This window comes from Rhodococcus sp. MALMAid1271 (genome assembly GCF_049195265.1).
Classification (GTDB): domain Bacteria; phylum Actinomycetota; class Actinomycetes; order Mycobacteriales; family Mycobacteriaceae; genus Rhodococcoides.
This window is the reverse complement of sequence record NZ_JBMIRQ010000056.1, coordinates 1-21,792: the sequence shown is the minus strand read 5'-3', so window position 1 is coordinate 21,792 and position 21,792 is coordinate 1. Positions and strand designations below refer to the sequence as shown.

The following is a 21,792-nucleotide window of genomic DNA, read 5'->3' as shown; positions in this document are numbered from 1 at the left end:
CGCCATACCGAGGCTGTGTCAAATCACCATTGATCCACAACCCGAGTTGGTACTCGATACACCGCGAGTCCGACTCGGAGCTCTGACCTGTGGATGGAAACCGGCACAGGGCCCAATTCTGTGTATCAACCTGTGGATACTGTGGATAACTTCTGTGACGGATGTGACATAGGTCATAACCGGCCTCGGCTTCGGCCGTCGGGACACGGGTGGCAGCCCCGCGCGACGCCGTGACAAGATCGAGGTGTGTCTCACCCCGAGCAGTCGCCCTCAGTGACCGTAGACCGACTCCCGGCGCCCTTTCCGGCGACGGCGCTGCTGCTCGATGTGCGCGAACACGAGGAGTGGCAGGCCGGACACGCTCCCGACGCCGTGCACATCCCGATGGGAGACATTCCGTCCCGCGCCGGTGAGCTGAACAATCAAACCGAGGTCTACGTGGTGTGCAAGGCAGGTGGCCGCTCTGCACGAGTCGTCGAATACCTCAACCGCGTCGGATTCGAGGCGATCAACGTCGACGGTGGGATGTTGGCCTGGCAGGAATCCGGTCGACCGATTCAGCGCGACGACGACTCCCACGAACCGAGAATCATCTAGATGACGGCACCGCAGGGACGCGCACAGGCGTTCCAGGTCTGCGCCCGCTGCAGCACTCGCTGGGCGGTCGGCGCACGGCCGGGCACGTGGTGTCCCCGCTGCCACGGGGTTCTGCTCTCGCCGGTGTCCACCCGGGCACCCGCGCAGGGTCGGCGAAATTTCCGCTGGGTGGCCCGCCCGGCCGAAGGAAATCCGCGAGCCGCACGTGCACCTCGAACCGCGTCGCCGACGCCGACGCCGCACTACGACACGATGCCTACGTGGGGGCTGCGTGACACTCCCCGCGACACGATGGCCGAGCGCCGGGTCGGTCGCATCGAACGGTATGGCGCCAGTGCGCAGTTGCTCGTCCTCGTCACCGCGCTGCTGCTGGGGCTCGCCGCCATCGCCGAAGTGTTCCGGTACGCAATACTGCTGTACAACCGGACCCGGTTGGTCTCGCCGATCACGCTGGCCGCATCGGACGCCCTGGTGTATTTCGCTCAGGTGGGCGCGCTCGTCGTTGGATTGTTCGCGCTGATCAGTTCGTCGTGCTGGCTGATCGAGCAACGCAGGCATGCCTTCGCCGCGGTCGGCTCCAGCGATCCGCGGTCGGTGCGGCGGATGTTGCTGCTGTCGATGCTGCCGGTGGTACGCATCGTGATGCCGGGGGTGTACCTCACCGAGGTCGTACGCCTCAGGGGTGAGTGCGAGGCGGATGTCGATCGTGAGCTGGCGCTGGTTCGCCTCTGGTGGGGGGTGTGGGCCACCAGCAATGTGCTGGTGATCGTCCAGTTGCTGTGGAATCTGCAGGGGACGTTGCAAGCTCGGGCCGACGGAGTGCTGCTGTCGGCGTTCGTCGCCGCGGTCGCCGCCGCGTCCGCGGTGCTGACTCTGGCGGTGATGCGACGATTCGAGGGCCGCACGCTGCGAGGATCGACTCTCGCGCTACCCACCCGCTGGGTGATCGCCACTGGTACCGAACGCAGGCCCGCCGATCACGAACCCGGGGCGGTGTCGGCCTCGTGAGCCCCGACCGCCGCGGCCCGCTCGTCGTCGCGCATCGAGGGGCGTCGGCCGCGAAGAAGGAACACACTCTCGCCGCCTACGATCTCGCACTGCGGGAGGGCGCAGACGGTGTCGAGTGCGATGTTCGGCTGACCAAGGACGGCCATATCGTGTGTGTGCACGATCGCCGAGTCGACAGGACCTCGAACGGCACCGGGATCGTCAGCGAGATGAACTTTGCCGAGCTGGCGAAGCTCGACTACGGCGAACCCGACGAACCCGCCGAGCTTCTGACGTTGCGCGACCTGATCTCCCTCGTCCTCGACTGGAGCAGCAAGCCGGTCAAACTCTTCATCGAAACCAAGCATCCGGTGCGCTACGGCTCGCTGATCGAGAGCGCGGTGCTCGCCGAGTTGCACAGGTTCGGCATCGGCGCGCCGGCCTCGGCAGACCACTCACGCGCGGTCATCATGTCGTTCGCGCCCTCGGCGGTCTGGCGAGTTCGTCGCTCGGCCCCGATGCTCCCGACAGTGCTTCTCGGCGACAGTTCGCACTACCTCGGCGGGGGAGCAGCGACGACCGTCGGTGCCACCGCGGTCGGCCCGTCCATTCGTGCACTCCGCGAGCACCCGGGCCTCATCGACCGCGCTGCCGCGTCGGGCCGGGCGAGTTACGTGTGGACCGTCGACGAGAAAGAGGACGTGGACCTGTGCCGCGAACTCGGTGTCGGGTGGATCGCCACGAATCATCCCGGCCGAACGCGAGCCTGGCTCGAATCGAAGAACGTGTAGGTTCTCGGACGTGGGTAAGAGCAAAAGAAACAGTGGACCGAAGCAGGGCAGCAACCGAGCGGCGAAGCTAGCCCAGCGTGAGGCCGAACGCGCGAGCCTGGAGTCGGCGTCGACGCGCCCGTTCGAGGGCCTCGCTGCCGAGTGCGATCTGGTGGCCCTGCGTGAGTTCGTCCCATCGGCGACGGCAACTGCGCCGATCACGGTCGAGGGTCGCACCGTGACGCTGGCGACCGTGCTGCCCGGAGCGGTCGCGGCACTGGTGCGCGAAGACGCGGGCACCGTCGAAGGATTCGTCGGCCTGCAGGTGCAGACACAGTCCAAAGATTTTGCCGCAGATATCAGTAGCGCTCTGGGCTGGGTGTCGACCGCCGCCGCCGGCGAGTCCCTCGAGGCTGCGGCCGTGGACGAGAACACTCCCGCATTGACCGATGTGCTCGACGCCTCCGCGTTGCTCGAGATCACCGTCCATCAGGACTTCAACTGGTGGATTCCCGAAAGTGCCACTCCGGCACCAGATGTCGCTGCCACGGTGGAACGCGCGAACCAGGCGATCATGCCCTCGGCGCGGATCGAGGCGGACGGCGTCGTTGCGGCCTGGTGGGTCGATGCGGGCGAGAAGGCGCACATCCGTTGGGTGCGCCCGGAAAGCGAGGACGAGGTGATGCTCGCTCTCGCCCGACTCCACGCTGCGGGAGATCTGCACCTGGGCGAAGGATCGCGCTACGCCGGTTCTTTCCGCACCCACGGTCTGCTGGTGCCGGTGTTCGATCTCGATCCCGAAATGCACCCCACCGAATGGGCTGCTCCCACCAAGGAATTCGGTGACAAGCTCGATCAGGCGCTCGCTGTCGATGCTCCGTTGACTGCGGCGCAGCTGCGTTCGCGTGACGGACTGCGCGGCAGGCAGGTCACGCTGCGCTGATCGGCCGGATCCGCTCGCGCCGAGATCGGCAACAGAACGTGAGTCGGGTGGTCGTCGATCGCGATGTGCGTGTGCGACGACCACCCGTACGAGCGTGAGTTACTCACGCCTCGCGTCGGCGTGAGATCAGAGGGATCCGCCGGCGACCGTCGGTGCGCCTGCGTCGACGGTCACGGCGGTGTTCATCTCGCGGGCGACGAACTGCTCGAGATCGAACAAGTTGTGGCCCGCGCGATCGGCGATGTTGAGCAGGGTCTTCATGCTGGCAACTTCTTCGACCTGCTCCTTGAGGAACCACTGCATGAACTGCTCGCCGAGGTAGTCGCCCTCCTCGCGCGCGGTGCTCGCCAGGGTGATGATCTGCTCGGTGACGGTCTCTTCCTGGGCCAGCGCCAGAGCGATTGCCTCACGGGGATCGGTGAAGACGGACTTCGATGCGTCGACGCCGGTCAGCTCGACGGTGATGTCGCGATCGAGGAAGTACTGCACGATCATCATGGCGTGATTGCGTTCTTCGACCGACTGCGCGTAGAAGTGCTTGGCCAGCTGCGGCAGATCGACATTCGCGAAGTAGACAGCGGTGGCGATGTACTGCTGCGAGGCGTTGAACTCGTTGCGAATCTGGTCACGAAGAAGGGCATGGAATTTCGTGTGGCTGGTTTCCTTGATGTCAGAGCTCATGGAAGGACAATATGCCTGGTCAGAGGCCCTTGTCATCCAAGTGGAACCTTAATGAGGCGAACGTTGCCTAATACAGTGAATCCTAATTGTCCGCTCTGAGCAGGGCCGAAGACTACGCGCTTCCCGCCTCTGCGGGGGCATTGGTGGCTCGGGTCACCGAGCCGCCCATCTCGCGGGCGACGTACTGCTCGATGTCGAACAGATTCGATCCGGCCCGGCGCACCACGGTGAGCAGAGTGCGCATCGCGGCGACCTCGTCGACCTGCTCGGTGAGAAACCAGTGGGTGAACTGCTCGCCGATGTAGTCACCCTCGGACCGAGCCGCATGCGCGAGCGCGGAGATCCGATCGGTCACCGACAGTTCTTGCTGGAGCGCCAGTTCCACCGGTTCGACCACCGACGAGAAATCGGTGACGACATCGTCGATGCCCGACGCGTCGACGTCGAGCCGGTTGTCGATGAGGAACCGAATCATCATCATCGCGTGCCGACGCTCTTCGGCGGACTGGGCATAGAAGCGCGCGGCCAGCCGGGGCAGATCGTTACGGTCGAACCACACCGCAATCGCGACGTACTGCTGGGATGCGGTGAACTCGTGGCGAACCTGAGCTCGGAGCAGATCGTGGAACGACCCACCGGAAGTCGCGGCGGACGGGGCAGACGGCGATGTCATGAACCCCAACCTATACCGGTGCGGTGAGTGCCTCAGGGTCCACCGGTCAGCAGTTCCGGCGGAATCTCACGATCCTGCGCGATGGCCTCGAAGAAGGCCGGCGCACGAGTGTCGTCCCACAGCAGTACGTTTCCGACGTCGGAGTCCTCGAATCCGCCGACCGGCACCGTGGTGGTCACCGGTCCACTGCGCATCGCCCAGGCCAGCATCGCCAGGTTCCAGATGTGATCTCCGTCGTCGACGCTCAACGAGGACGCGGTATCGGACACCAGCGGCCACAACCGCAGTGGGTTGAGGAAAGTCGACGCGCTGGTGGCCTTTTCGAGTAGCGCGGACATGAACGCGCGTTGATTGTTCATCCGGTCGAGATCGGCCAACGCGGTGGCGCGGGACCGGACGAATCCCAGCGCCTCGGACCCGTCGAGATCCTGGCATCCGGCGGGAATGTTGATACCTGCCAACGGGTCGTCGATCGCATTCTGCACGCACACGTTGACCCCGCCGACCGCGTCGACGATCCCGGCGAAGCCGCCGAAGCCGATCTCGGCATAGTGATCGATGTGCACCCCGGTTGCCTCCTCGACCGTCTGCACCAGCAGTGGCGGTCCACCGAATGCGAAGGCCGCGTTGAGCTTGTTCTTGCCGTTTCCCGGGATCGACACATACGAATCTCGTGGCAGGCTCACCATCGTGGGCGGGCCGTCGCCCTCGGGGATGTGAATCAGGATGATCGTGTCGGTTCGGCTCGGGCCGACCTCGCCGCCGGTGGCCAAATTGGCTTCCTGCTCCGGTGTCAGGCCGGCGCGTGAATCCGATCCGACGAGCAGCCAATTGGTGCCCGGTGTGTCGCCGACGCGGCCAGGGTAGGAGCTGAGTGCGTCCACCCGCGTCAGTGAGCTGTCGACGTAGTAGACGACGCCGCCGATCCCCAGTACGAGGATCAGCAGCACGATCAGGAAACGTCGACCCCAATGCCTGCGCCTGCGTGGCTTGGCGATTTTCGGAGGACGTGAATCACGTTGCGGCCGTTGTGGTTCAGGTCGTCGAAGCGCTCGTTGTGAGGGGGCCGGTTGCGGCGTGCGGTCGGCGAACGGTTCCGGCTCCTGGCGGGGCGCGTACTCGGAACCGCGCTCCTCGGAGGGGCGCGAGTATCGGCGTGTCGAATTCGGTGTACCCGACTGTGCCGACCGGGGTTCTGGGGCGAGAGACCACGCCCGCGGCGGGGCACCCGACCCTTCGGCACCGGCGGCGGGCCTGCCGTCGCGTCTGATGAACTCGGCGTCTTCCGCGGTGAACCCGTGCGGTGCAGGGCGATCAGGTGCAGGACGACCAGGTGCAGGGCGCATGGGTGGTTCGGCGCGCGAGTGGCGGGGGTTCCGACCCGGCGGCGGAGCTGGGCGATCGTGCCGCGGGGGTGGTGGCTGCTGACCGGAGCGTTGGTTGCGGGGCGGCTCGCTACGGGGCCGTTCGTTTCCGGGTGGCTGTCGATCGGGCCGGTTGCCTGCTGGTTGTCGGCCGCGAGGCTGCTCGGGCCGGTTCGGGCCGGGCGGCTGCTGGTGTCGGGGCCGCTGCTGTGGTGGCTGTTGTTGCGGAGGCTGTTGTTGCGGAGGCTGCCTGCGTGGTGGCTGCTGCGGGGGTTGACCCCCGGCGCGACGTGGCTCGGACTGCGGGATTCGACGGGGCTGCGGGGTTGCGCGGGGCTGCGGGTTTGGGCCGGGCTGCGGAGTTGCGCGTGGCTGTGGGTTTGCGCCGGGCTGCGGCGTTCGACCGGGAGGCGGCGTGCGTCGGTCCGGCGCGCCATGCCGTCCGTAGCGATCGTCGTCGTTCACGGATCGACTGTACCCACCGCCGCGGAAACAACAGGCCCGTTGCCGACAGGCCTATGGATAGGCGACAGGTCTATGCATTGCCGGCAGGTCTATGGAAGCCAGGTCAGATGATCGCGCAGCAGGGCGTAGCCCACGAAGGCAACTATGTCGATCGATGCGTGTGCGATCAGAAGCGGCCAGAGCCTGCCGGTGCGCTGCCAGTAGCGGCCGAACACCAGGCCCATCAGGAAGTTGCCGACCCCGCCTCCCACCCCTTGGTAGAAGTGGTAACTGCCGCGCAGCAGGGCCGAACCGAGCAGGGACGCGTTCTCGCTCAGGCCGAGTCTGCGCAGGCGCGAGATCAGATACGCCACGACGATGATTTCCTCGGCACCGGAGTTGGCCAGGGCGTACAGAATCAGTGCAGGGATGCGCCACCAATGGTCGTCCAGGGCGCTGGGGACGACGTTCAGATTGAGGCCGATGGCGTTGCCGACGAGGTACAGCGCCAAACCGGGAAGGCCGATCAGCATCGCAAGACCGAGGCCGTGACCGAGGTCGAGCTTCAGGCGTGGTCTGGCCAGACCGATCATGCGAGGAGTCAGATCGGCCCGCCACAGCAGATACAGGCCCAACGCACCCCACGCGCACAATCGCAGAATGCTCAGGAGTTGGAACAGCAGATCGATCAGGCTGAAGCTCGATCGCGAGGAGTTCAGTGCGACGGTCTGATCGGACAGAGCAGCAGTCTGGAGGGCGTCCTCGATGAGCGAGAGGATGCTGCTCATGCCGCTGAGGCCGAACGTCACCAGCAGCACGATTGCGATCTCGACCTTGATGGTCGTGCGTTCGCGGGCGTCCGGCAGGGGAGCGGTACGTTCCGGCGGCGGTGGCGTCAACCAGCTCTTGAAGTCGATCACCGCACGATTCTGCCTTGTTTCTCGTGCTTGGGTATCAGCCGCGGGCGCGCAGCCCGTTGAGGAACGGGCAGCCCGCAAGCACGCGCAGCGCCCGGCCGAGTGAGACCACATCGTCGACGCGCGTCGTGAATCCCAGTCGAACGTCGTTGTCTGCGTGCTCACCTTCGATGCGCAGTCGAATGCCGTAGCGATCGATACCCAGTGGGCGTACCCGGCCCTGCCGCAGTGACGGCGGGAGGCGTCGGGACAGTTGGGCGAGCAGGTCGGGATGATCGGAATCGAGATGTTCGAGCCAGCTGGTCTCCATCTCCCAGAACGGATCGGGTTCGGCCGCCAACAGCGATTCCACGTCCACCGGTGCCGCGCCGCTACTGTCCGCGACCACAGCAGATCCGAGGGTCAGCCGCATCAGCGAGGTCGTGTGGCCCACGTCCAGCAAAGCCGGATACGGGTGTTCGGCGGCCACGGCTGCGGCCATGGGGCGCAGCAGCGATGCCGGGACCGGGCGCAGGTCTCCGCGCAGCCACACCAGCGAACGGACCGGTTCCCGGAGGGCGAGCGGAGCGTGATCGGTGAGTTCGAGAACGGCCGGGAGTCCGGTACGGGAACGGTGCGGGGTGTCCGTGTCGTCATGGGTGTCGGTGGGGACAGCGAGGATCATCTCACCGTTGGGTCGCAGGTGGTGCAGCGAGGTGATCACCGGATCGCGGCCGTCGATGGCGAGATTGGCGTTGTCGGCGCGCATGCACGCGCTGCGTACGCGTTCGGCGGTGGACGGGCCGGTGGTGGTTGCGCCGAGCATGGGTTCCTCCGATGCGATCGAACGGCCAAGTAGGTGAGGGCAACCTAAGTTACTGTTCCCTAAGTTATAGCGATGTGGGGGGAATCGCAAGAGCGTGCCGGGACTACCGTGAGGATGTGCCGATTCCATTGACCCTCGGTGTGCCACACCGACCCGACCCGTACGCACTCGTGCAGGAGCTGCTGCTGCCGATCTGCTCCGATGCTGCCGAGCTGCACGCCGCCCCACGCGGAGCCGGGTACGGCCCGCCGGTGGTCCGGGCATCGACCCTGCTCGCAACCGCCGAATCGGAAAACCTCGGTCGCGTCGTGGTCCGTCTCGACATCGACCCCGACCGGCTTCGCGACGATCCGACCTGCGGCTACGAGGCAGTTCGATTCGAGGTCGACGCGCCAGCCGAGCATCTCGCCGATGCGCTTGCGCTGCAGTTGCCCTCCCCGTTGGTGGTCTTCCCGGTGTTCGACGCGATCGACGTCGCCGAGACGGCGGAGGCCGTCGCCCTCGCGCACCGGACGCTCGGCATCGGCGTCGGCGACACCCCACGGCGCATCGCCGACGTACTCGCGGTGGTGTCCCACTCCGACGTCGGTTTGGTCGCACGCGCCGAGACCGGTGACGAGGTGCTCGCGATCCTCGCCGCAACGGTGGCGTCGCTGCGCGGGGACGACATCGTCGGCGCGCTGGCCGCGCCGAATGTCGCTGCACTACGGGCTCTGATCCCCGAGGCCGCCGAGGCGGTGCGCGACGTGCTGTTCGGAGTCGAGGTTCCCGATGCCGCCGGTGCCCGCGCGCGGCTCGTCGAGGTCGGATTGATCGCCGACGACAGCGCGGCAACGTAGCCTTCAAGGCGTGCCTCGCATAGCTTATTTCGGCCCATCGGGAACGTTCACGGAGATGGCGCTGGCGCAGTTCGAAAAGCTGGGAACCATCGAAGCCGTCGGCTTGCACGGTGCCGTCGAGCGGGTATCGGCCGCGAGCCCGCCTGCCGCCCTCGAGGCCGTCCGCTCGGGTGCGGCCGATGCGGCTGTGGTTCCCATCGAAAGCTCGATCGAAGGGGCTGTCCCCCCGACACTCGACGCGCTGTCCGAGGGGCGACGGTTGCAGATCGTCGCCGAGACCGAGATCGAGGTGGCCTTCACCGTCCTCGGCGGCCCTTCCGTCACGCTCGAATCGGCTCGCACCATCAGTGCGTACCCCATCGCTCTCAATCAGGTGCGGCAGTGGTTGCAATCCACGATGCCCGATGCGGTGGTCCAGTCGGCGTCGTCGAATGCCGGTGCGGCAGAGGATGTTGCCGCCGGAATCGTCGATTCTGCAATATCGACGCGGTTGGCCGGTGAGCGTCTGTCGCTGGCGACGTTGGCCGACGGCGTCATCGACGTCGAGGGTGCCCGAACCCGCTTCCTGCTGGTGACGCCGCCGCGGCCGGTTGCCCCGCGGACCGGTGCGGATCGCACGGCAGTGGTGCTCGAACCGCCGAACGATCCCGGCACTCTGCCCGCGGCGTTGGCCGAGTTCGGAATTCGCAACATCGATCTGACATTCATCGAATCGCGGCCTACCCGTTCACAATTGGGCACCTACCGATTCTTCGTCGACTGCGCAGGTCATATCGAGGACCCGCTCGTCGCCGAGGCGTTGACGGCCTTCCACCGCAAGATGCCGCTGCGCTTCCTCGGATCATGGCCTACCGCAACGGGAACGGGAGGATCGGTGCCGCCGCCGATCGACGAACACGTGCAGTGGCTCACCGATATCCGAGCTGGTCGCGGTGATCTGTGATGGGTAAGTTGATCCTCGTGCGGCACGGTCAGACCAAGGCCAACGTCGCGAAGATGCTCGATACCGCACCGCCGGGAGCCGAACTGACCGAGCTGGGGCATCAGCAGGCCGAGAGGTACGCACAGACGTGGGTCAATCGCCCTCCCGCTGTGCTGGCGTCCTCGGTGGCGCTGCGCGCCAAACAAACGGCCGGGTACATCGAACGTGCGACATCGGTTCCGCTCCTCGTGGTCGACGGAATTCACGAAACCTTCGCCGGGGATCTGGAAGACCGAGACGACCCTGACGCGCACCGGGAGTTCACCGAGGTCTTTCGTCGCTGGCACGACGGCGACCTGGCGGCGGCAGTGCCGGGTGGAGACAGTGGCCAGTCGGTGCTCGAGCGCTATGTGCCGGTGCTCGACGGATTCCGATCGCAGTACCTCGGCGACGACACGGCAGGCGATGTGGTTGTCGTCAGTCACGGTGCCGCCATCAGATTGGTGGCCGCGGTACTGACCGGCGTCGACGGGACCTTCGCGGCCGACAATCACCTCGACAACACGGACACCGTCGAGCTTCTTCCCCTGCCCGGCGGTGGGTGGGCCTGCGCCAAATGGGGCACGTTCCTGCCGCCGTTCGAGGGCAAGGGCAGCGACGAAGCAGACAATCCGATCAGCTAGCGGCCATGGCGCCGCGCCGCGCCGAGCCGATCAGTTCGGTGAGGGCGGCCGCGACCTTGCTGTCCGTCGCGCCGGTCAGTGAACTCCAGGACGTGCCGTCGGCGGCGAGGGCCGAGGTCGCGACGATGCGGCCTGCTCGGGTGTCGAACAGGGCCACGGGCCGGCCGGCCACCTGACGGGTGCCGTGCCTGCGCGCGACGGCCGTGATCTCGGTTCGTCCGGCGCAGGTGGCCAGGGCAGAGGCGAGTGCGGCGGCGCGATCGTCCGCTACTCCGATTCTGCGTAGGCGGGAAGCGGTTGCCCCGACATCGCTCGGTGCCGCATCGAGCGCCTCGGCCAGCAGATCGGTAGGAGCGTTGACATCGCCCAGGTTGGAGTTGCCCAGTTCGACGTTGCCCAGTTCGAGCGATGTGGCCGAACCGATCGAGGCGAGGAGGTCGCGAGCGGGGTCGCCCAGGATCAACCGGATTGTCGTCACATCGTCTGTGCGGACCGCCGACACCGTGGTCCGATCGTCGGAAGCGACACAGATTCGGGTGGTGGGAGTGGGTTGTTCTGCCTCGGTATCGAAGATGCGGGCCGAGACGTACCAGTGCGGTTGTTCGAGGACCCGCATCCAGTGCTGAAGGTCTTCGTGAACCTCGCCCCCGGCCAGCAGTCCTGCGGTGTCGAGGGCGCTGCGGCCCCGACCCAGGGCCCGGTCTCGGGCGAGGACGTCGTCGAAGCGAGGAAACACATCGAGAACAACCGGCAGTTCGGCGATCGACAGTTCGTCGACGAGGAAGTCCATTTCATCGATGCCGAGCCGGGCGTTCGGCAATGTGTGGCCCACCGGCACGGTTCCCAAGTCGATCAACGGCCGTTCCCGCTGGTAGCGGATGCGGGCAGCGTCGGATCCGCGCCGATGACGGACGGTGCGACGGTGCGACCATCCGCGAAGTGCTCGAACTGCTTGAGGTAGTCCGGTGTTTCGTGCTCGTCGTCCTCGGCCTGACCGCGTGCGCCTGCGGCCGGGGCTCCAGCCGCGCCGGTTCCACGCTGAGCCAGGCCCCCGTCGGCTGCGGCTGGTGCGCCCGATGCACTGCTTGGACCACTCTGGCCTGCGACCGACGGTGTCGATCCGCCGCCCGCGGGACCCAACCCCGAGCCGGTCATTCCGAACCCGCCGATAGCGCCGACTCCGCCGGAGCCGCCTGGAGCCGCGAACGAGACCGGACGCGTCGATGCCGGGCCGACAGCCCCGGACCCCGGACCTGCGGGCGGGAGACCGTGAGCACCTGCGGCCCCTGGTCCGCCGGCGAGCGCCGTCGATGCGATGTTCGATGCGGCGGTGGCCACGGTGGAGACGCCCGTTCCGGCGACCGACGTGGCTGCGCTACCGAGCTGGCCTGCCGCCGCGGCAACTCCCGGGTTGTGTGCCGCCATCAGGCCACCGATCGCTGCCTGAACCGGCGAGGTCATCAGTGCACCGTTGGCGAACCGACCGAGGCCGCTGCCGGAATCGGAGACGATGGCAGGCGGGTGATCGAAGGTGGTCTTGACGATGCGATGCGAGGACACCAGCTCGAACCCTTCCATCACCAGGGCGGCACGGATATCGAGCAATCGATCGGCCACCTCGGCCGCCTCGTAACTGCCGTTCAATGCACCGCCCGTCGACGCCGCGGCGACCTTCGCGGCCTGCACGGCACCGATCTCCACGAGCGAGGGCATGGTCGCCAGCGCGACGCCATAGGAGGTACCGGCCGCCGGGGCCTCGACCGACAACGATGCAGCCTTGGCTGCCGTCGCGCCGGTCCACGTGGCGAACCGGGCGAGCGCGGCCTGGGCGAGCAGAGCCGAATCACCCTCCCAACCTTCGGTCAACGCCGCCGTGACGGCAGCGATGCTCGCCGACGCCTCGGTGAACGCCGCCGCCACCGAACCCCACGCACCGCCCGCGACGTGCAGCGGCACCGGACCTGGCCCGAGCAATCGCGTCGAATTTCCCGTCGCCGTGCGTGGCAGCCACACCACACCTGTCACTCCGAGCGTCATCCTCTAGCCCCCATGATGTGTCGAGCCCTGCGTCATTGTCGTGGTCCGGTCGAGATTGTCGTGGTCCGGTCGAGACGGGTTCTCTCGAGTGCGTGCCTGCCTCAGATGCCGGGGAGCCCGGGCAGGCCACCGGCCGTGTCGTCGTCGGTGGCCACATAATCCGCGGCCTGCTTCCGCAATTCCGCTGCCGCTCGGTGCAGCTCCGCGATGCCCTGCGCCGCGGCGGGTCCGAAGGTATCGGCGGCGGTGCCGAAGAATCTCTCGGTGAGCAGCGACACCTCGTCCGTGCCCGGCGGCAGAGGCCGCATCGGAACAGCGGTAGCAGTGACGGCGGCCTGCAAGCGCGCGGCGACCGCATCGAGTTCCGAGGCGGCGAGCTCGAGTGCCACAGGATCCACCTTGATGACGGTCATGAGCCACGCTCCTCGATCTCGAGAACTTCTGCTGTCGGTAGGTAGGACGCCAGCGTGCGCGGTTTGGTTCCATCGACATGCGAAAAACTGAGCACGAACTCTCTGCGGCGCAGTTGCGCCCCGCGGTCGTGCGTGTGAGCTCAGCCGAAGCCGAGTTGATGCAGTCGCTCGTCGTCGATGCCGAAGTGATGCCCGATTTCGTGGGCCACGGTGATGGCGATCTCACGTCGGGCCTCGGCCTCGTCGGCGACCATCTCCAGAATCGGCTTGCGATAGATGGTGATGACGTCCGGGAGATGACCGCTGTACTCGAAGCGGTCGGTCAGCGCGATGCCCTCGTACAGCCCGAGAATGTCCTCGGTCGGGTGCTCCTCCTCGACGAGAACAACGACGTTGTTCATGAAATCGGTGAGCTCTCGCGGCAGGGTGTCGAGGGCATCGGAGACGGCTTCCTCGAAGTCGACCCGGGTCATGTGGGTGGGGATGTCATCCTCCGGCAGTGATCGGAGCGGCACCGGGCAGCGGAATCGGGAGAGCCCGGCCCTCGGGAGCGGCAGGAGGGGGCACCGGGGCAGCACCGTTGATGAGGATGTCGCCCTTGGCGGTGCCGACGATGGTCGCGAAGCCGCCCGAGTCGAGTTCTTTGCCCACCGAGCACGTCACCTGACGGCTACCGGCCAGCCAGCTCGCACCGTCGATCGTGTCCCAGAACAACGTCAGGGTCTTGTCGCGCAGGGCGGTGTCCGAGCCGAGGTAGCCGTTGACGGCATCGGTGCACGTGCCTTCCAGATACGCGTCCTGATCGCCCTCGGACGGGTGACCGCCAGGGAACTGCTGCGTCAGGTTGATCACCGATGCGACCTCGTAGGCGTGCGGTGCCGAGCAGTCAACCGGATCGGCGGGCACGTTCTGATTGATGCCGATGCAGGTGCCCGTCGGCCACACCTTGGACTGGTCCTGGTCCAGAATCGAGCCGGTCACTTCCAGTAGGGCACCGGTGTTCGACGGCATCTGCACTCCGCAGCGCAGAGTTCGCTCGCCCTTGGCCCATCCGGCCTGGCTGGGGAACATCAGCCCGACGCCGAAGCGTCCGCTGGGGTCGAACTTGGCACCGACGTACTGATCTACGGCAGACACGCAGTGCTCGTCGCGCAACTCGCCGAAGCGAATGGATCCGGGGTACGGCGAACCCGGACCGAACTCGACTCCCGGGTACACACTCATGTCGATGTCGCGGGCGACCTCGAAACGATGAGGATCGGCGCACGATACTTCGGCCAGATCCTGGCGGTCCGTCTCCGGATCGTCGGTGGGCGTCCACTGCAGACACGTGCCGGGATCGGCCGCACCGAACGAGGACGCCGTCACGGGCCCGGCGGTGGCAGGGCCACTTGCCGTCGTATGGGTGATGATCTTCTCGGGCGTCGAGAATCCGTCGGAGAAGAAAACCGTCGCCCCAGCAGCCAGGACTGCTCCGACTGCAACCAGGGCAAGACCGCGTCGAGCGGTGGTTGCAGACAGTGTTCGACGAGACTTCTCGCTCGTCGGGGTGTCGGTTTCGTATCCGGGCATCACCCTCCATCATGCCCGAGTATCTTCGGTGCCCATGAACGACCCGACAGGTGACGATGACCTCAGCGAGCTGGCGGGGCGTCTGTTCACGATGGCGCGCACCGGTGATGCTCGGGCTCTGGCGAGTTATCTCGACGCGGGTGTGCCGGTGAATCTGCACAACGAGTCCGGGGACACGTTGATCATGCTCGCTGCGTACCACGGACATGCCGACGCGGTGCGGGTGCTGCTCGAACGCGGTGCAGATGCGAACAAGCCCAACGACAAGGGACAGACCCCACTCGCAGGGGCGGTATTCAAAGGCGAGGACGAGATCGTGCGCGTACTCGTCGACGGCGGAGCCGACCCCCATGGTGGCCATCCGACGGCGATCGATGCTGCAACGATGTTCGGACGCGAGGACTACCTGGGGTTGCTCGGCAAGTAAGGTTCCCTCTCGTGATCGACCTGAAATTCCTTCGCGAAAATCCCGATGCCGTGCGCGCCTCGCAGCGAACCCGAGGCGAGGACCCCGCTCTCGTCGACGCGCTTCTCGACGCCGACGCGTCCCGCCGTGCTGCGGTGCTGGCGGGCGATCAGCTGCGGGCCGAGCAGAAAGCACTGGGAAAGCGGGTCGGTAAAGCCTCCGCCGAGGACCGGCCCGCGCTGCTCGCCGGGGCGTCGGAACTCGCCGCCGAAGTCAAGGCAGCGCAGGCCGCCGAAGCCGAGGCCGACGCAGCCCTCGATACCGCTCACCGGGCGATCTCGAACATCGTGCAGGACGGCACACCTGCGGGCGGCGAAGACGACTTCGTGCTGCTCGAGACCGTCGGAGATCTCCCGGAGTTCGACTTCGAGCCCAAGGATCATCTCGAACTCGGCGAAGCGCTGAACCTGATCGACATGGAACGCGGAGCGAAGGTATCGGGCTCGCGCTTCTACTTCATGACCGGCTACGGGGCGCTGCTCCAGCAGGGGCTGCTGCAGCTCGCCGCGCAGAAAGCAGTCAAGAACGGCTTCACCATGATGATCCCGCCGGTGCTGGTGCGGCCCGAGATCATGTCCGGAACCGGCTTCCTCGGCGCACACGCGGACGAGATCTACCGACTCGAAGCCGACGACCTCTACCTCGTCGGAACCTCGGAAGTAGCGCTCGCCGGCTACCACTCGAACGAGATCATCGACCTCGCCGACGGCCCCAAGCGCTACGCGGGATGGTCCTCGTGCTTCCGCCGGGAAGCGGGCAGCTACGGCAAGGACACCCGCGGCATCATTCGAGTCCACCAATTCGACAAGATCGAAATGTTCTCCTACATCAAACCGGAGGACGCAGCGGCCGAGCACCAGAAGCTGCTGGAGTTCGAGAAGGAGATGCTCGCTGCCGTCGAGGTGCCCTACCGCGTCATCGACACCGCAGGCGGCGATCTCGGTTCCTCGGCCGCCCGCAAGTTCGACTGCGAGGCATGGGTGCCGACCCAGCAGGCCTACCGCGAACTCACCTCCACCTCCAACTGCACGACCTTCCAGGCCCGACGCCTCGGCGTGCGGTACCGCGACGAGAACGGCAAGCCGCAGACGGCCGCGACCCTCAACGGCACCCTCGCCACCACCCGTTGGATCGTGGCGATCCTGGAAAACCACCAGCAGGCCGACGGCACCGTCCGGGTCCCGGAGGCTCTCGTGCCGTTCGTCGGAACGGACGTACTGCGCTAGGTGTTCTTCCCGGGGGTCGTCGCCTGCGACATCAGGCGATATTGCCGATGCAGTAGCCCTCGCCGCCGATCGTCAGCACGAAGGTTCGGTTCTGGTAGTTGCCCGAGGCGTCGATGATGTCCGCGTTGACCTGCGTGTAGATGCCGTTCTGTGCGGTGACGAAAACGCTGTCGGGATCGAACGAGGTGATCGCGGGCAGGATGCCCGGGTTCTCTGCCAGCGGTGACGCGGTGGGGGATCCGGTGGCCGCGGGGTCCCATGTTCGTCGGGCTTCGCAGACGAGCGGGTAGTTCTGCTCGACGTCGTTGCGGTTGACCGGACTCCCGGCGACCCGTCCCAGATAGCGGTCGACGGTGTAGGCCGCATCTGCCGCGTCGAACACCTGAGGGCTGCCGGTGGGATAGACGGCGGGGCATGCATAGCCGGATGCGATCTCACTGCGTTTGATGCTGACCGTCGCAGTGGGCCCGGTCCACGTCACCGCGTACTGGCCGTCGAGGCCGGGGCCTGCAACGGCGGCAAGAATTGCGGCGGTGTCGGCGTACATCGCGGGAATCTTGGTGGGCGGAACCGTCCAACACCGTGCTGTGACGACACCTATTCCACCGCCGACGAGATCGCCCACGAACGGACGCAGCGCTGCCGCCGCGCCGGGGTTTCCCGGCACCTCGCCGACCGGAGGGCCGGGCGGGATCGGTGGGGGTGCGGGTGTGGTCGAGGTCGGTTCCGTGGTCTCCGGGACGGTCGTCGGCTGGGCGGTTTCACTCGTCGCGGCGGGTTGATCCGACGGAATCCCGACGGCGGAATCACAGGCTCCGACGAGGGCGAGCGATGCGATCAGCGGCAACGCGGTTCGGGCGACTCGCCAACGCCGGGCCGGGGCCGCACTGTTATTCACTGTTTCTCTCCCCCGTTGCAATTTCTCGGACCTTTTCTCCGGCCTCGTCCACCGACTACGCTAACGGACTGTGGAACCCGTCTACCGATCAGTCATCGGCATCGCTCGTACGATCTTCGCGTTCGAGGGCCTGAAGTTCGAGGTCGAGGGCGAGGAGAACATCCCTGCCAGCGGCGGAGCGGTCATCGCCGTCAACCACACCGGCTACATGGATTTCACCTACGCGGGACTGCCCCCGCGTCGCGTGAAGCGCTACATCCGCTTCATGGCCAAGAAGGAAGTGTTCGACAACAAGATCTCCGGCCCTATCATGCGTGCACTGCGGCATATTCCCGTCGATCGTGGTGCGGGAGCCGAGTCGTACAAGGCGGCCGTTCAGAGCCTGCGCAATGGTGAACTAGTGGGGGTCTACCCGGAGGCGACGATCAGTCGCAGCTTCGAGATCAAGGAGTTCAAGTCCGGTGCGGCGCGGATGGCCATCGAGGCCGGGGTGCCGATCATTCCGACGGTGATCTGGGGCGCGCAGCGGGTATGGACCAAGGGCCACCCGAAACGCTTGGGCCGCACCAACACCCCCATCTCGATCGCAGTGGGCGAGCCGATCCCAGCGGAGGGCCCGCCGAAGGAGCTCACCGAGAAGCTCCGCTCGGTGATGCAGAAGATGCTGCTGGAACTGCAGGAGAACTACCACCACGAGCCGGGGGCCTATTGGGTTCCGGCGCGTCTGGGTGGCAGTGCCCCCACCCTGGAGGAAGCAGACAAGCTCGACGCCCAAGACGCTGCGGCACGCGCAGCCAAGCGAGCGGAGTAGAGCGGACCGATGAATCTCCGCGGTGAACGGGTCGTGCTGCGACCGGTCACCGCCGAGGACGTCCCGGAACTACGCCGAATACTGCACACCCCCGAGGTGTACGCGCGGTGGGGCGACGAGGACACCGACGAGAACTGGCCGTTCGACAACCCCGAAGAGAACCGCTCGGTAGTCGAACTCGACGGCGCTACAGTGGGATTGATCCAGTACGGCGAAGAGACCGATCCGATGTACCGGCACGCCTCGATCGACATCTTTCTCGATCCGGCGGTTCATGGGCATGGTGTCGGGAAGGATGCCGTCGGCACACTGGTGCGTTATCTGACAGTCGATCTGGGGCATCACCGCCTCGTCATCGACCCGGCCTCGGACAATGCCGCAGCGATAGCCTGTTACAGCGCAGTCGGTTTCGAGCCGGTGGGGATCATGCGCAAGTACGAGAAGGGCCCGGCGGGCTGGCACGACAACCTGTTGATGGATCTCATCGCAGAGTAGTTATCGGTCTGTTCATCGGTGTTGTTCGGAGTCCGTCGGCCGGTCGACCAACGGTAGTGTCAGTTGGAACCGCGCACCGGAAGGCCCTGCAGCGCAGACGAGTTCACCGCCGTGCGCGCGAGCGAGCGTGCGTGCGATCGACAGGCCGAGTCCGACGCCGCCCGAGGCGCGGTCGCGCGCGGAGGTCAGCCGAACGAGCCGCTCGAAGATACGCTCGCGGTCGATCTCGGCAACGCCGGGACCTTCGTCGTCGACGGTGATCACGGCATGCGTATCGGTACCGACCGTCACCCGAACTGTCCCCTCGTCCGGGGTGAAACGGCAGGCGTTGTCGAGAACGTTCGAGAGGATCTGCTCGATGCGGCCTGCGTCCACCCGTGCCGGGACCGACTGCGGGGCATCGACTTCGAATTCGACATGTGGAGACAGCAGTTCCGCGCGTTCGACGGTGCGTCGAGTGATCTCCGAGAGGTCCGCGTCGGCCAGTTCCAGCTCGGAAGTATTCTCGGCGCGAACCGAATCGAGCATGTCGGCCACGAGGCGCGAGGCCCTCGATGATTCGGCGACCAGCAGTTCGCTCCACCTGCCGACTCGATCGGGACGGCGCTCGACATCGCGCAGCAGCGATTGCGTCAGTGCCGAGATCCCGGCGACCGGGGTGCGTAGTTCGTGCGCCGCGTCGGCCAGAAACCGGCGCATGTCCTCCTCGGCGAGGCGCGCCGCGTGCGCAGCCGCAGCTTCTCTGCTTTCGGCCTCCTCCAGGGCGTCGAGCATCTCGTCGACGGCGGAGGCCGTGCGGCCGAGGTCGGTCTTCGGTTTGGATGGCAGCAGCCGTCTTCCCCTGTCTCCATTGGTGATTCGACGAGCGACGGAGGTCATCGAGTCCAGCGGAGACAGTGCCCGCCGCACCGCGCCAGTGAGTGCAGCCGCGGCCAGCAGCAGCGTCACCGCGCCTGCGACGATCATCAGAATCCGCAGTTGCTGCCGAACATCGGCGATGGCGGTGGTGTCGCCGAGTAGCGACAGCGTCGAACCATCCGGCAGAGGTTCGGTGATCTCGAGCGAATCCGACGGTGGTGCTGGTGGAGTGGGAGGCCCCGGGCGAACGGGAGCGTTGGCCGGACCTGCCGGTGGCGCAGCAGGTCTGCTCGCCGGAGCCGAGGGCGGCTCGCCAGGTGCGCCGTAGACGGTGCCGTCGGCGGTGGTGACGCGAACCCGGATGGCATCTCCCTGCAACGCCTGCACCAGGTCCTCCGAGCCGACGCCACTGTTCACCAACTCGATCGCGCGAGCAGCCCGGTCGGTCAACCGCGCATCCAGATCGCGTCGAAGCTGTTGTCCCAGAACAACATCCACTGACACCCCGACGATGAGAAGCAGTACTGCGAACAATGCGATGACGGTGGTCACCACCCGCATGCGCAACGACGGGGTAGGTGTGTGGTTCGTTGGTCTGGTCATTGCGGTGCCCGCAATGCGTAACCGAGGCCGCGGACCGTATGGATCAACCGTGGCCCGTGAGCCTCCAGCTTGCGACGCAACGCACTGATATGGACCTCGACCAGGTTGGCGTCGTACGCGCCGTAACCCCAGACCGCCTCGAGGATGGAGGTTTTCGAGACCGTACGCCCGCGCTGCGCGACCAGAAACGTGGCCAGTCGTAGTTCGGTTGCCGTCAAGTCGAGGACATGCCCGGCGCGAGTGACAACGCCGGCCGGCTCGTCGACCAGCAGGTCGCCCACCTGCACGGCATCGGAGGATCGGCCGCGTCGCCGAAGCACCGACCGCGCCCGCGCGACCACCTCGTCGAGCTGAAAGGGTTTGACCACGTAGTCGTCGGCACCGTCGCCGAGCCCGCGGAGCCGATCCTCCAACTGGTCTTTGGCAGTGACCATGATCAGTCCCGCATCGCTGCTCTGGCGGACGACGCCGATGAGATCGAAGCCGTCCCGCGCGCCGGGCAGCATGATGTCGAGGATCACCACGTCCGGGCGGAAACCTGCCATCGTCGTCTCGAAGTCGGCACCGTCGGGCAAGGACGCGACGGTGAATCCCGCGTCCTCGAACGCGGCGACCAGGGCTTCCCGGATCGGCAGCGAGTCCTCCACCACCATCACCCGCGGAGCGGCACTGTAAGTCATGCCTCGATTGTCACCCAGCAGCTGAAGTGATCCTGAAGATGCGTCCAGCTTCAGGGTGACTTCAGCTAGAGGCGGCAGGGTCGGTGACAGAACGAAGCGAACGAACCACATCCGACCAAGGAGTGACTGTGAACGATCAGACCCAACCTATCCCGGCTGTACCGAACCCGGAAGATGGCCCGAACGAGGAGGCAGTTGCAACTGGATCGAACGAGCAGAAGCGATGGAAGGGGCGGGTTCCGCTGGTAGCAACAGCGGCCGCTGGCCTCGCAGTCGGAGCACTCGTAGCCTCGGCGGTCTTCGCAGCCACCGGGCCCGAGACGTCGCCTGCAGTGTCGACCGTTGCCTCGTCCTCGTCGCTGCAGCGCACCGACGGTGGTGGAGGGTTGGATATCCCCAGTACCGAGACCGCTCCGGAATCCACCGATGGATCGACCACTCCTACATCCGTTGATGCCGCAACCCCGCCGGCCCCCGGCGAGGGTGCGACTCCGCCTGCGCCGCCTGCGGGTGGTCCGGGCATGGGTGGACCGGGCGAGGGTGCGACTCCGCCTGCGCCGCCTGCGAGTGGTCCGGGCATGGGTGGTCCAGGAAAGGGTGGACCGGGTGCGATGTGTGCGCCGGGCGAGGGTGCGACGCCGCCTGCGCCTGGTGATGGTGCCGGCCCGCCTGCCCCGCCTGCGCCGGGCGAGGGTGCGACACCGCCTGCGCCTGGTGATGGTGCCGGCCCGCCTGCGCCTGCCGACGGCGCTACGCCTCCTGCGCCTGGTGATGGTGCTGCACTTCCCGCACCTCCTACTGGTTCTTCCGGTTCCTGACGACAATCTCTTCCGGCCCCGCACCGTGTTCTCGGTGCGGGGCTGGATTGCGTTTCGGGGGTCGTTGAGGTGTGGGCCGGGTTCAGGCGATGTGGGGGCCGGCTCGGGCGTGGGAGGGTCGGGGTTGTCGGTTGGGGTCGACGGTGGCGGGTGGGATGAACCAGGGGTGGTTGTCGTCGGCGATGAACACTTCCCAGTCCGAATGGTGGATGAGTCGGTGGTGGAAGCCGCAGAGTAGGACGAGGTTGTTCAGGTCGGTGGGGCCGCCGTCTGCCCAGTGTCGGATGTGG

26 protein-coding genes are annotated in these 21,792 nt (G+C 66.5%); 12 read left to right on the top strand and 14 right to left on the bottom strand.

What is annotated here, in order from left to right; genetic code table 11:
- Positions 1-273 precede the first annotated feature (273 nt).
- The 4 genes from ACOQFP_RS05465 to ACOQFP_RS05450 are packed head-to-tail and all read left to right on the top strand — an operon-like array spanning position 274 to position 3,297.
- A complete protein-coding gene (locus tag ACOQFP_RS05465) occupies positions 274-597 on the top strand; it encodes a rhodanese-like domain-containing protein (protein ID WP_206491234.1) in 324 nt (107 codons plus the stop codon).
- Positions 598-1,605, top strand: coding sequence for a DUF4328 domain-containing protein (locus tag ACOQFP_RS05460; protein WP_421583718.1), 1,008 nt, complete (start codon positions 598-600; stop codon positions 1,603-1,605).
- Positions 1,602-2,375, top strand: coding sequence for a glycerophosphodiester phosphodiesterase (locus ACOQFP_RS05455; RefSeq protein WP_206491232.1), 774 nt, complete (start codon positions 1,602-1,604; stop codon positions 2,373-2,375). Before ACOQFP_RS05460 ends, ACOQFP_RS05455 begins: the two co-directional genes overlap by 4 nt.
- 10 nt (positions 2,376-2,385) lie before the next feature.
- A complete protein-coding gene (locus ACOQFP_RS05450; protein WP_421583717.1) occupies positions 2,386-3,297 on the top strand; it encodes a DUF5926 family protein in 912 nt (303 codons plus the stop codon).
- Positions 3,298-3,423: 126 nt separating this feature from the next.
- Here ACOQFP_RS05450 and ACOQFP_RS05445 read toward each other — a convergent pair whose 3' ends face one another.
- From ACOQFP_RS05445 to ACOQFP_RS05425, 5 genes are all read right to left on the bottom strand, one after another.
- Positions 3,424-3,978, bottom strand: a complete 555-nt coding sequence (locus ACOQFP_RS05445; RefSeq protein ID WP_206491230.1) for a ferritin — start codon at positions 3,976-3,978, stop codon at positions 3,424-3,426.
- Positions 3,979-4,090: 112 nt separating this feature from the next.
- A complete protein-coding gene (locus ACOQFP_RS05440; protein ID WP_341245417.1) occupies positions 4,091-4,651 on the bottom strand; it encodes a ferritin in 561 nt (186 codons plus the stop codon).
- Between the two features lie 32 nt (positions 4,652-4,683).
- A complete protein-coding gene (locus tag ACOQFP_RS05435; RefSeq protein ID WP_421583745.1) occupies positions 4,684-5,922 on the bottom strand; it encodes an LCP family protein in 1,239 nt (412 codons plus the stop codon).
- 647 nt (positions 5,923-6,569) lie between these two features.
- Positions 6,570-7,379, bottom strand: a complete 810-nt coding sequence (locus tag ACOQFP_RS05430; protein WP_421583716.1) for a CPBP family intramembrane glutamic endopeptidase — start codon at positions 7,377-7,379, stop codon at positions 6,570-6,572.
- Between the two features lie 34 nt (positions 7,380-7,413).
- Positions 7,414-8,181: a DUF2470 domain-containing protein gene (locus ACOQFP_RS05425; protein WP_421583715.1), complete on the bottom strand. Its 768-nt coding sequence runs from the start codon at positions 8,179-8,181 to the stop codon at positions 7,414-7,416.
- A gap of 116 nt (positions 8,182-8,297) precedes the next feature.
- Here ACOQFP_RS05425 and ACOQFP_RS05420 point away from each other — a divergent pair, with 116 nt between their 5' ends.
- From ACOQFP_RS05420 to ACOQFP_RS05410, 3 genes are read left to right on the top strand one after another with little or no spacing between them, the layout of a single operon-like run.
- Positions 8,298-9,020, top strand: coding sequence for a hypothetical protein (locus ACOQFP_RS05420; RefSeq protein ID WP_206491226.1), 723 nt, complete (start codon positions 8,298-8,300; stop codon positions 9,018-9,020).
- Between the two features lie 10 nt (positions 9,021-9,030).
- On the top strand, positions 9,031-9,963 hold the full coding sequence (pheA, locus tag ACOQFP_RS05415; RefSeq protein WP_421583714.1) for a prephenate dehydratase: 933 nt from the start codon (positions 9,031-9,033) through the stop codon (positions 9,961-9,963).
- Positions 9,960-10,625, top strand: coding sequence for a histidine phosphatase family protein (locus ACOQFP_RS05410; RefSeq protein WP_421583713.1), 666 nt, complete (start codon positions 9,960-9,962; stop codon positions 10,623-10,625). Before pheA ends, ACOQFP_RS05410 begins: the two co-directional genes overlap by 4 nt.
- Here ACOQFP_RS05410 and ACOQFP_RS05405 read toward each other — a convergent pair.
- The 5 genes from ACOQFP_RS05405 to ACOQFP_RS05385 form a co-directional block, all read right to left on the bottom strand.
- The gene (locus ACOQFP_RS05405) at positions 10,618-11,481 is read right to left on the bottom strand and encodes an ESX secretion-associated protein EspG (protein WP_421583712.1); all 864 of its coding nucleotides are present in this window, start codon (positions 11,479-11,481) and stop codon (positions 10,618-10,620) included. The genes ACOQFP_RS05410 and ACOQFP_RS05405 overlap by 8 nt on opposite strands.
- Positions 11,478-12,662 (bottom strand): PPE domain-containing protein, encoded by a 1,185-nt coding sequence (locus ACOQFP_RS05400; RefSeq protein WP_421583711.1) that lies wholly within the window; start codon positions 12,660-12,662, stop codon positions 11,478-11,480. Before ACOQFP_RS05400 ends, ACOQFP_RS05405 begins: the two co-directional genes overlap by 4 nt.
- A gap of 101 nt (positions 12,663-12,763) precedes the next feature.
- Positions 12,764-13,075, bottom strand: a complete 312-nt coding sequence (locus tag ACOQFP_RS05395) for a PE family protein (RefSeq protein WP_206491221.1) — start codon at positions 13,073-13,075, stop codon at positions 12,764-12,766.
- Positions 13,076-13,215: 140 nt separating this feature from the next.
- Positions 13,216-13,548, bottom strand: coding sequence for a metallopeptidase family protein (locus ACOQFP_RS05390; RefSeq protein WP_206491220.1), 333 nt, complete (start codon positions 13,546-13,548; stop codon positions 13,216-13,218).
- Positions 13,549-13,561: 13 nt separating this feature from the next.
- The gene (locus ACOQFP_RS05385; RefSeq protein WP_206491219.1) at positions 13,562-14,647 is read right to left on the bottom strand and encodes a septum formation family protein; all 1,086 of its coding nucleotides are present in this window, start codon (positions 14,645-14,647) and stop codon (positions 13,562-13,564) included.
- Between the two features lie 34 nt (positions 14,648-14,681).
- Between ACOQFP_RS05385 and ACOQFP_RS05380 the strand changes: the two genes are divergently transcribed.
- Together ACOQFP_RS05380 and serS are read left to right on the top strand one after the other, a co-directional pair.
- Positions 14,682-15,074 (top strand): ankyrin repeat domain-containing protein, encoded by a 393-nt coding sequence (locus tag ACOQFP_RS05380; RefSeq protein ID WP_206491218.1) that lies wholly within the window; start codon positions 14,682-14,684, stop codon positions 15,072-15,074.
- An 11-nt stretch (positions 15,075-15,085) separates the two neighbouring features.
- The gene (gene serS / locus ACOQFP_RS05375) at positions 15,086-16,339 is read left to right on the top strand and encodes a serine--tRNA ligase (protein ID WP_421583710.1); all 1,254 of its coding nucleotides are present in this window, start codon (positions 15,086-15,088) and stop codon (positions 16,337-16,339) included.
- Between the two features lie 31 nt (positions 16,340-16,370).
- On the opposite strand, the gene ACOQFP_RS05370 is transcribed toward serS, so the two are convergent.
- Positions 16,371-17,237, bottom strand: a complete 867-nt coding sequence (locus tag ACOQFP_RS05370) for a hypothetical protein (protein ID WP_421583709.1) — start codon at positions 17,235-17,237, stop codon at positions 16,371-16,373.
- Between the two features lie 70 nt (positions 17,238-17,307).
- Between ACOQFP_RS05370 and ACOQFP_RS05365 the strand changes: the two genes are divergently transcribed.
- Together ACOQFP_RS05365 and ACOQFP_RS05360 are read left to right on the top strand one after the other, a co-directional pair.
- Complete coding sequence (locus ACOQFP_RS05365; protein WP_206492958.1) at positions 17,308-18,048, top strand: lysophospholipid acyltransferase family protein; 741 nt, start codon at positions 17,308-17,310, stop codon at positions 18,046-18,048.
- 9 nt (positions 18,049-18,057) lie between these two features.
- A complete protein-coding gene (locus ACOQFP_RS05360; RefSeq protein ID WP_421583708.1) occupies positions 18,058-18,543 on the top strand; it encodes a GNAT family N-acetyltransferase in 486 nt (161 codons plus the stop codon).
- A gap of 12 nt (positions 18,544-18,555) precedes the next feature.
- Here ACOQFP_RS05360 and ACOQFP_RS05355 read toward each other — a convergent pair whose 3' ends face one another.
- Entirely contained in the window at positions 18,556-20,004 is a 1,449-nt protein-coding gene (locus ACOQFP_RS05355; RefSeq protein WP_421583707.1) for a sensor histidine kinase, read from the bottom strand.
- On the bottom strand, positions 20,001-20,684 hold the full coding sequence (locus tag ACOQFP_RS05350) for a response regulator transcription factor (protein ID WP_421583706.1): 684 nt from the start codon (positions 20,682-20,684) through the stop codon (positions 20,001-20,003). Before ACOQFP_RS05350 ends, ACOQFP_RS05355 begins: the two co-directional genes overlap by 4 nt.
- A 128-nt stretch (positions 20,685-20,812) precedes the next feature.
- Here ACOQFP_RS05350 and ACOQFP_RS05345 point away from each other — a divergent pair, with 128 nt between their 5' ends.
- Positions 20,813-21,502, top strand: coding sequence for a hypothetical protein (locus ACOQFP_RS05345; protein WP_421583705.1), 690 nt, complete (start codon positions 20,813-20,815; stop codon positions 21,500-21,502).
- 82 nt (positions 21,503-21,584) lie between these two features.
- On the opposite strand, the gene ACOQFP_RS05340 is transcribed toward ACOQFP_RS05345, so the two are convergent.
- The coding region (locus tag ACOQFP_RS05340; protein ID WP_421583704.1) for an HNH endonuclease signature motif containing protein at positions 21,585-21,792 on the bottom strand (208 nt) is incomplete at its 5' end.